2 protein-coding genes are annotated in these 681 nt (G+C 46.8%); both read right to left on the reverse strand.

The window, feature by feature from the left end; genetic code table 11:
• On the reverse strand, positions 1 to 389 hold a 389-nt coding region (locus tag ACGF5R_RS24295), incomplete at its 3' end, for a lysozyme (protein ID WP_387693192.1).
• The coding region (locus tag ACGF5R_RS24300) for a phage holin, lambda family (RefSeq protein ID WP_387693193.1) at positions 376 to 681 on the reverse strand (306 nt) is incomplete at its 5' end. The genes ACGF5R_RS24295 and ACGF5R_RS24300, both read right to left, overlap by 14 nt.

Consider the following 681-nt stretch of genomic DNA (forward strand, 5'->3'; position numbering starts at 1 on the left):
GCATCTAAACCCGGTAATACTCGCCCACCCGCTTTATTCCACTCCATGAACTGATTCGCCGCACCCTTATAATCACCAGCGTTGAGCTTTTTAAGTAAAGTAGAACGGACGAAAGCACTAGCGCCACAGTTGAATATGAATGAGCAAAGCGCATCAAACTGGCCCTGAGTCAGCGGCACTTTGACTGAGTTTTCCAAAGTAATGTAAACCGGGGCCAAATCATCAAGTAAGAATTGTTCGGCCTGCCGTTCTGTGATTGCATCACCTGGCTTTACTCCGTGAGTGTGACCGTAACCGATAGTCCAAACTCTTGCAGGGCAAAGGTACGCAGTTAGACTGCAACCCTCATAAATTTTGAGTTCCGCTAAACCGTGTTCACTGATTTGCATCTGATACCCCTGCTCTTTTCTCTGCTGATCTACGCAGTAATTGACCAATAAAATCTGTGCCAAGATAGCCAATCACCACACTACCGATGTAGGCCAAATCAGGATTCAGACCAAAAAGATTTAAAATGTCACGAATGAACCACGCGAACATGGCACACATAAAGGCATCAATTGAGACACGCAGCCATCCCCCGCCGTTATAGCGACCCCTGAGAAAAGCCATTGTCCCCGATAGTATTGCACCTATACCCTGTTCTTTGACTGATAGCAGCCATAACCATAGCTGCACCCA

Source organism: Photorhabdus sp. RM71S (genome assembly GCF_042879355.1).
GTDB classification, from domain to species: domain Bacteria; phylum Pseudomonadota; class Gammaproteobacteria; order Enterobacterales; family Enterobacteriaceae; genus Photorhabdus; species Photorhabdus kayaii.